Annotated in this window: 8 protein-coding genes and 1 pseudogene; 5 read left to right on the top strand and 4 right to left on the bottom strand. The window is 63.6% G+C overall.

Annotated features, from left to right (window positions below; translation table 11 throughout):
• On the bottom strand, positions 1–667 hold a 667-nt coding region (locus tag EN935_RS15120; protein ID WP_245488959.1), incomplete at its 3' end, for a PfkB family carbohydrate kinase.
• A 157-nt stretch (positions 668–824) separates the two neighbouring features.
• The gene (locus tag EN935_RS15115) at positions 825–1,457 is read right to left on the bottom strand and encodes a LysE family translocator (protein WP_127262802.1); all 633 of its coding nucleotides are present in this window, start codon (positions 1,455–1,457) and stop codon (positions 825–827) included.
• 164 nt (positions 1,458–1,621) lie between these two features.
• Between EN935_RS15115 and rfaD the strand changes: the two genes are divergently transcribed.
• The 3 genes from rfaD to waaC are packed head-to-tail and all read left to right on the top strand — an operon-like array spanning position 1,622 to position 4,538.
• Positions 1,622–2,572 (top strand): ADP-glyceromanno-heptose 6-epimerase, encoded by a 951-nt coding sequence (gene rfaD, locus EN935_RS15110; protein ID WP_127262801.1) that lies wholly within the window; start codon positions 1,622–1,624, stop codon positions 2,570–2,572.
• Complete coding sequence (waaF, locus tag EN935_RS15105) at positions 2,545–3,552, top strand: lipopolysaccharide heptosyltransferase II (protein ID WP_127262800.1); 1,008 nt, start codon at positions 2,545–2,547, stop codon at positions 3,550–3,552. Before rfaD ends, waaF begins: the two co-directional genes overlap by 28 nt.
• Positions 3,549–4,538 (top strand): lipopolysaccharide heptosyltransferase I, encoded by a 990-nt coding sequence (gene waaC, locus EN935_RS15100; protein WP_127373409.1) that lies wholly within the window; start codon positions 3,549–3,551, stop codon positions 4,536–4,538. Before waaF ends, waaC begins: the two co-directional genes overlap by 4 nt.
• A gap of 244 nt (positions 4,539–4,782) precedes the next feature.
• On the opposite strand, the gene greA is transcribed toward waaC, so the two are convergent.
• Positions 4,783–5,256 carry a transcription elongation factor GreA gene (greA, locus tag EN935_RS15095; protein ID WP_127373408.1) on the bottom strand — a complete coding sequence of 158 codons (474 nt, stop codon included), beginning with the start codon at positions 5,254–5,256 and terminating at the stop codon, positions 4,783–4,785.
• 274 nt (positions 5,257–5,530) lie between these two features.
• A complete protein-coding gene (locus tag EN935_RS15090) occupies positions 5,531–6,073 on the bottom strand; it encodes a tetratricopeptide repeat protein (RefSeq protein WP_126070121.1) in 543 nt (180 codons plus the stop codon).
• A gap of 201 nt (positions 6,074–6,274) precedes the next feature.
• On the opposite strand from EN935_RS15090, the gene EN935_RS15085 reads away from it, so the two are divergent.
• Positions 6,275–6,700, top strand: a complete 426-nt coding sequence (locus tag EN935_RS15085; protein WP_109659897.1) for a DUF3775 domain-containing protein — start codon at positions 6,275–6,277, stop codon at positions 6,698–6,700.
• A gap of 108 nt (positions 6,701–6,808) precedes the next feature.
• A pseudogene (locus tag EN935_RS15080) lies at positions 6,809–7,451 on the top strand (extensin family protein); the annotation flags it as partial.

The raw sequence follows: 7,451 nt of genomic DNA, 5'->3' as shown, positions 1-7,451 counted from the left end.
CCGCATGGCCGACCGCCTCGCCAAGTTCCTTGCGGTTGGGGGTGATGGCGGTCGCCCTGGCATAGCGCGCATAGTCGCGGCCCTTCGGGTCGACCAGCACCGGTTTTCCCGCCTCGCGGCAGATGGCGATCAGATCAGCGGCGACGCCGTCGAGCAGGATGCCCTTGCCGTAGTCGGACAGGATGACGATGTCGGCGCGCGGCAGGGCATCGCGGAAATGCCGGATCAGGCCGGCGCGCTCCGCAGCACCCAGCGGCTTGATTTCCTCCTCGTCGAAGCGAAGCACCTGCTGGTTGAGCGCGCTGAAGCGACTCTTCGACGAGGTCATGCGGCCGCGCTCCTGCGCCAGGCCAGCCGTGTCGACGCCAAGCTCGCCGAGCATCCGCACCAGGCTGTCGCCCGCTACATCGGTGCCGATGACCGAGACAGGAACAGCGGCAGCGCCGAGCGAAACGATGTTGGCCACGACATTGCCGGCGCCGCCCATCGTCGCGGTCTCGCCGCGCCCGTGCAGCACCGGGATCGGCGCTTCCGGCGAGATCCGCTCGATAACGCCGTTGACGAAACGGTCGAGGATGAAGTCGCCGACCACCAGCACGGTGGCCTGGCCGAACCGCGCAATGGCGCGGTGCAGGGGTTCGGGAGAAGGCGGATTGTGCTTGATCATGTCACTGGCAACGCATGGAAAAGGCCGATTTCAATCTTGCTGGTCATCATCATCAGACAGGCCGGATCGTTCATGGCCCAGATCGTTCATGGCAAAAGCCGATATACCGCAAATCCATGCAGTGCAACGGCAGGGCATGACCGCGAGGCCCGGGCGGTCAGCTCTTCTGCAAGGCGACATGGACACCAAGCCCAACCAGCACCGCGCCGCCGGCCCGCTGCATCAGTTGCTGTGCACGGCTCGAACGCCGCAAACGGCCGATCACGGCGCCCGCCAGGAACACGCAGACGACATCGGCCGAAGAGAACATCAGATTGACTGTTGTGCCCAGCACGACGAACTGCAGCCAGACCGGAAATGCCGCCGCGGCATCGATGAACTGCGGCAGGAATGCCATGAAGAAGATCGCCGTTTTCGGATTGAGCACCTCGACGGTGATGCTCTCGAAAAAGGCACGTCGTGCCGATTTCCGCTCGATCGCGGGCAGCGCCGTGTCACCCTCCGCGCGCTTGCGAAACAGCGAGACGCCGAGCCAGATCAGATAGAGCGCGCCAATCAGCTTGACCGCCATGTAGAGCGTCGGCACAGCGTGAAACAGCACCGACAGGCCGGCGGCGGCGGCGAAGACATGCACATAGCCGCCCAGATGAATGCCCAGCGCCGCCGTCAGGCCGGACCAACGGCCGCGCGCCATCGTCTGCGCGGCGGCGTAGAGCATGGCTGGGCCGGGAATGTAGGCGAAGATCGCCGTGGTGGCGAAAAACGCCAAGAGCAGTTCGGTCGACGGCATTTCTTTGTCCCTCACGATCATGCCGGGCGGCACGAACCGACTGAAGCGGAAGCTTTGCGGCGCCACTGTGACATCCGCTCCGTTGCCTGCTTTATCGACAGCCCACCCTGCCTCCCTTATAAGGGCCGGAATCGGCAAGTGAAACGCGTATCAGGGCCAACCACATGATCATCGTCACGGGCGGCGCCGGCATGATCGGCTCCAACATCGTCGCCGCGCTGAATGCCGAAGGGCATGACGACATCCTCGTCGTCGACGACCTCACCGACGGCCACAAGATCGCCAATCTCGCCGACCTGCAGATCGCCGACTATCTCGACAAGGACGACTTCCTGCCCCGCATGGAGGCAGGCTCGCTCGGCCGTATCGAGGCCGTCTTCCACCAGGGCGCCTGCTCGACCACCACCGAGTGGAACGGCAAGTTCATGATGGAGGTGAATTATGCCTTCTCGAAGCGGCTGCTGCACGCAAGCCAGGCGCTGCGTGTGCCCTTCCTCTACGCCTCCTCGGCTTCCGTCTATGGCGGCGGCGCCGAGTTTCGCGAGGATCCCGCGCTCGAGCGGCCGCTCAACGTCTACGCCTATTCCAAGAAGCTGTTCGACGATTATGTCAGGCGCACCGTCTTCGACACCGATCATTCGCAGGTCGCGGGCCTGCGCTATTTCAACGTCTATGGCCCGCGCGAAGGGCACAAGGGCGCTATGGCCTCGGTCGCCTTCCATCTGTTCAACCAGGTCGGGCGCGGCGAAAATCCCAAACTGTTCGGCGCTTACGATGGCTTCGGACCGGGCGAACAGAGCCGCGATTTCATCCATGTCGGCGACGTCGCCGACGTCAATCTGTGGCTGTGGAAACGGGGCTCAAGCGGCATCTTCAATTGCGGCACCGGCCGCGCCCAGCCCTTCCGCGCCATCGCCGAAACGGTGATCGACACGCTGGGCAAGGGCGAAATCGAGTTCATCGAATTCCCCGACCACCTCAAGGGCAGCTACCAGAGCTTTACGCAAGCTGATATGTCCCGTTTGCGCGCGGCCGGTTACAATGGCCAATTCCGGACAGTGGAAACCGGTGTCAGAGACTATGTCGAATGGCTGAAAGCCCAACGATCCTCGTGATCGGCCCACGCTGGGTGGGCGACATGGTGATGGCGCAGTGCCTGTTTTCGGCGCTGAAGGAGCTGCATCCCAACGCCGCCATCGATGTGCTGGCGCCGGCCTGGGCCGCGCCGCTGGTCAAGCGCATGCCCGAAATCCGCCAGCAGATCGACTTTCCGCTCAAACCCGGCGCGCTCGAATTCACCCATCGCCGCCGCTTCGGCCGCCTGCTGCGCGGCCGCTACGACATGGCCTATATCCTGCCGGGCAGCTGGAAATCCGCGCTGATCCCGTTCTTTGCCCGCATTCCGCGCCGTGTCGGCAATCTCAGGGAAATGCGCTACGGCCTGTTGACCGACATCGTACCGCTGCCCGACAGCGTCAAACGACGCACCGCGCAGGCCTATTTCGGCCTCGCCCAGGGCGGCAGCTTCCGGGCGCCCCGGCTGAGCGTGGACACGAAAAACCAGGTCGCGCTGCTCGACCGCTTCGGGCTGGCGCCGCAGAAATTCGTGGCACTGATGCCCGGCGCCGAATTCGGCCCGGCCAAGCGCTGGCCGAGCGAAAGCTATGCCAGTCTTGCCCGCGATTTCATGGGCAAAGGTTTGAAAGTCGCACTGTTCGGTTCGAAGAACGACCGCGACGTGACGGCGGAAATCGCCGCCCTTGCCCCTGGCCTCGTCGACCTCGCCGGGCAGACGCGGCTGGAGGACGCCATCGACCTGATATCAGCCGCCAGGCTGGCGGTGTCCAACGACAGCGGGCTGATGCATGTCGCGGCCGCCGTCGGCACGCCGATCGTAGCCGTCTATGGCTCGACCTCGGCCGAGAACACGCCGCCGCTGGCCGAGCACCGGGAACTGGTCTGGCTTGGCCTGTCCTGCTCGCCATGCCACCAGAAGGTCTGCCCGCTCGGCCACCTCAACTGCCTGAAGACGCTTGAAGTCGGCCAGGTCGCGGCGGCAGCGGACCGCCTGCTGGAAATCCCGGCCGCGGCATGAAGGTGCTGATCGTCAAGACATCCTCGATGGGCGATGTCATCCACACCTTTCCGGCCGTCGAGGATGCCCGCCGCCAGCGGCCGGACATAACCTTCGACTGGTGCGTCGAAGAAGCATTCGCCGGCATCGTGGCGCTTCACCCGGCAATCGACAGGATCCACACGGTGGCGATCCGGCGCTGGCGCAAGGCGCTGCTCGATGGCGGTACCTGGCGCGAGGCGGCCGCCTTGCGTCACACCTTGCGCGATTGCCGCTACGACCTGGTTATCGACGCGCAAGGCCTGCTGAAATCGGCTCTGGTGGCAAGACAGGCGGGCGCACCCATTGCCGGCTTCGACCGCTCCAGCGCGCGCGAACCCTCAGCGACGCTGTTCTACGATGTCATCTATGCCGTGCCGCGCAACCTGCACGCCATCGAGCGGACGCGGCGGCTGTTCGGCCTGGCGCTCGGCTATCAGCCCGATCTTTCGACGCTGGACTCCGGCATCGTGCCGCCGGCCGGCAATCTGGCCAACATCCCCGGTAAAACCGCCTTCCTGCTGCACGGCACCAGCCGCGAAGACAAGAAATGGCCCGTCCAGGACTGGATCGAAGCCGCCCGCCTGCTGGTTGAGCGGGGAATGACGCCGGTCACCACATGGTCGAACGAGCGTGAGAAAACCGTGGCCGAAGCGATTGCGGGGGCCGTTCCGTCAACGGTCGTGGTGCCGAAATCGCCGCTGGCCGAGATCGCCGCATTCATCGGCCGCTCGACGCTGGTCATCGGCGCCGACACCGGGCTGACCCACCTTGCCAGCGCTTTCGGCCTGCCGACGGTTGCGGTGTTCCTGGCGACCGAGCCGGGTTTGACCGGCCCGCGCGGGCCCTATGCATCGACGCTTTTGGCCGCGCCTGGGGAGCGCGTTGCGCCGGCGGAGGCGGTGGCGGAAGCAGAGAGGCTGGCGGGACTTCAGGTCCTTGGCAGGCCCAATGCTGGTAAGAATTGAATTCAATCGGGAGGCTAGCGCTGCCCCTCATTGCCCTGCTGGGCATTTCTCCCCGTGAACGGGAAAGAAGCTGGCGGCAACGCCGGCACCTTCTTTGCAACGCTGAGAATTGCCGGAATCATCAATAAAGGCGTCCTTCTCCCCGTTCACGGGGAGAAGATGGCGGCAGCCAGATGAGGGGCGGCGCGGCGTTTGTGATTGAAACAAATAGCCCGGCTAAAGGCTTAACAGCCGGGCTTTCGACCTAAATAAATTGCACCTGGACGATCTCATACCCCCTGGCACCGCCCGGCGCGTTGACTTCGATGGCGTCGCCGACTTCCTTGCCTATGAGCGCACGCGCGATCGGCGAGGAGATCGAGATGCGGCCGGACTTCACGTCCGCTTCCTGGTCGCCGACGATCCGGTAGGTCTTCTTCTCCTCGGTGTCCTCGTCGACCAGCACCACGGTGGCGCCGAACTTGATCTTGTCGCCGCTGAGCTTGCTCACGTCGATCACCTCGGCGCGCGCGATATAATCTTCAAGCTCGTTGACGCGGCCCTCATTGAGGCTCTGCGACTCTTTGGCGGCATGATACTCGGCATTTTCGGACAGGTCGCCATGCGAGCGCGCTTCGGAGATCGCCTCGACGATGCGCGGCCGCTCTTCCTGCTGGCGCCAACGCAGTTCTTCCTTCAATGACGCGAACCCCTCGCCTGTCATCGGGACCTTGTTCATGATGCCTGACCTTTCCTGCTGCCACCCCCGCGTTTCGGGGAAAGCCTTGTCGATGGGTACAAAAAGAAAACGGTCCGGCAGCCTCGGGCTAACGGAACCGTTTCACCGCAATTTCCCTGAATATAGCAATCTTCGCGGGTTTTTCACGTCCAAAAATCGGTTTTGCAAAAATCATCCCCGCTTTCATCAGTCGAGAGCGGCTAATAAGTCCGAGGGGTAACAAAAAAGCGGCCGCGATCGCTCGCGGCCGCTCCGAAGAACCCCTGGTGTCTTTTCAGCTCCTCATGAAATGGTCGATCTGCTCGGACAGCATACCGTATTCGCGCGAACCCTTGCCGGTCCGCTTCTCGATCTCCATCAACTGCTGCTGGGCGCCGGCCAGATCGCCGATCTGCAGATGCGCTTCGCCGAGATATTCGCGCACCAGCGTATAGTTGGGATCGATGCGCAGCGCTTCCTCGTAATAGCCGAGGCCGACGGTGACGCGGCCGGAATGGCGATGCGAATAGCCGAGATAGTTGAGGATGCGCGGATCCTGCTTGTTGGCGGCGAGGCTGAGCACGGCAATCGCCTCGTCGTAGCGCCCGGCCATCGCCAGCGCGTGGCCCGCATCATAGATGCTGTCGTCGTCGAGCATGCCTTCCTGGGGCGCGACGCACTTTTTCTTCTTCTTGTCCCAGACTTCGCCCTTCTTGCACTGGGTGACGGTCTGATCGCTACCACCGCCACTGCCACTGCCCGCGGCAAACACAGGAACGGCAAGGAACTGCAGCGCGACAAGGGCAGTCGCCGCCTGGATCAGCATTCTTTTATGCATCGAAGCCTCCTTGAGGGGTGAGAATGCAACACTAACGCCAAGCGCCCGCCATTTCATCCCGGAAAAATGCGTGCGGGAGAACATCAGGTGACGGATGCTGCAAATCCGTTATCATCGGCCAGGATTTCGGCACTTGCCAGGATTTCGGCACTTGCCAGGATTTCGGCACTTGCCAGGATTTCGGCACTTGGGAGACTGCTCGTGCAGCAGCGGCTTGAAAAGGACTGGGAGCTTTCGATCGGTCCCGACACCGTGCGTCTGTTCATCCTCAAGGCCAAGGCGCTGAGTGCCGCCGTCAATGAAGACTATGCCGATGGCTCGGAGCACGAGGTCGAGCTCGACGGCGAGTCCCATGTCAACCATCACCATGACGGCCTTGCTGAGGAAAGCTCCGAGAACCTTACCGAAGAAGAGCTGCGCGAGCTGATTAACGACCTCAATGTCGATGAAGCAGCCGAACTGATCGCGCTGGCCTGGGTCGGTCGCGGCGACTACGACGCCGCCGAATGGGCGGACGCGCTTGCCGCGGCGCGCGAACGCGCCAACAAGCGCACCGCAAAATACCTGCTTGGCATGCCGCTGCTCGCCGACTGGCTGGAGGAAGGGCTGGAAGCGATCGGCGCGTAACGACGTGGTTACCGTTCGTGATGCGGCCAAGGCAACCTCCTTGCCTCGGCGCCGTTGAGGGCCATGGGGTCGATTGTCTTTTCCCGAACATGCAGGGGCGCATTGCTCATGGCCGTCACGGCTTTGCTGGTGATGCCGGCCGAGGCCAGACATCGCCATCGGCATCACAAGCCGCTAACGCCGCGGATGGAGCAGCCTCTGACACCGCGAGCCGACCAGCCCCTCAAACCGCGGGGCGGGCAGCGCCTGAAACCGCGGGGCAAACGGCACGTCACGCCGAACCAGGCACGGCAGAAACCGCAGGATTTGCCGTCCTCGCCAGCTGGTATCCCGATACCCGGATCCGGTGTCCCGGCACCAGAGCCTGGTATTCCGTTGCCCGAGCCACGACCGGCCGACGCTCCAAAGGCCGACGCTGCAAAGACCGAGGAGCAGAAAACGGAAGCTCCGAACACCGCCCGAGCGCCCGCCCGTATCGGTGAAGAAGAATCCCACCAGAAGAAGCAGGCACTTCCCGAGCCGTCGGCACACGAACCCTCAACCGATACGGAAAGCGAGCCGAAACCACCAGCGGTCGCGCCGATTCCGACACAAAAGCCGGACATCGCAGAACCCGAGGATGAGCCGCCGGCCGTTGCGCCGCAGCAAAAGCCGGCCGAAGCAGGCGACGAGAAGATGCTGCCCGATCCGCGCTCGGCCGATCTCCCCGATGGCAAGATGCCCGCCGGGGAAGTCGCTTGCCGCGAACGGC

This window comes from Mesorhizobium sp. M7D.F.Ca.US.004.03.1.1 (assembly GCF_003998635.1).
GTDB lineage: Bacteria > Pseudomonadota > Alphaproteobacteria > Rhizobiales > Rhizobiaceae > Mesorhizobium > Mesorhizobium loti.
The sequence above is the reverse complement of the archived record's forward strand: the minus strand, read 5'-3'. Positions and strand labels throughout refer to the sequence as shown.

Coding starts and splice junctions, on each gene's coding strand:
- EN935_RS15115 (WP_127262802.1), bottom strand. CDS start 1,457: ATGCCGTCGACCGAACTGCTCTTGGCGTTTTTCGCCACCACGGCGATC.
- rfaD (WP_127262801.1), top strand. CDS start 1,622: ATGATCATCGTCACGGGCGGCGCCGGCATGATCGGCTCCAACATCGTC.
- waaF (WP_127262800.1), top strand. CDS start 2,545: ATGGCTGAAAGCCCAACGATCCTCGTGATCGGCCCACGCTGGGTGGGC.
- waaC (WP_127373409.1), top strand. CDS start 3,549: ATGAAGGTGCTGATCGTCAAGACATCCTCGATGGGCGATGTCATCCAC.
- greA (WP_127373408.1), bottom strand. CDS start 5,256: ATGAACAAGGTCCCGATGACAGGCGAGGGGTTCGCGTCATTGAAGGAA.
- EN935_RS15090 (WP_126070121.1), bottom strand. CDS start 6,073: ATGCATAAAAGAATGCTGATCCAGGCGGCGACTGCCCTTGTCGCGCTG.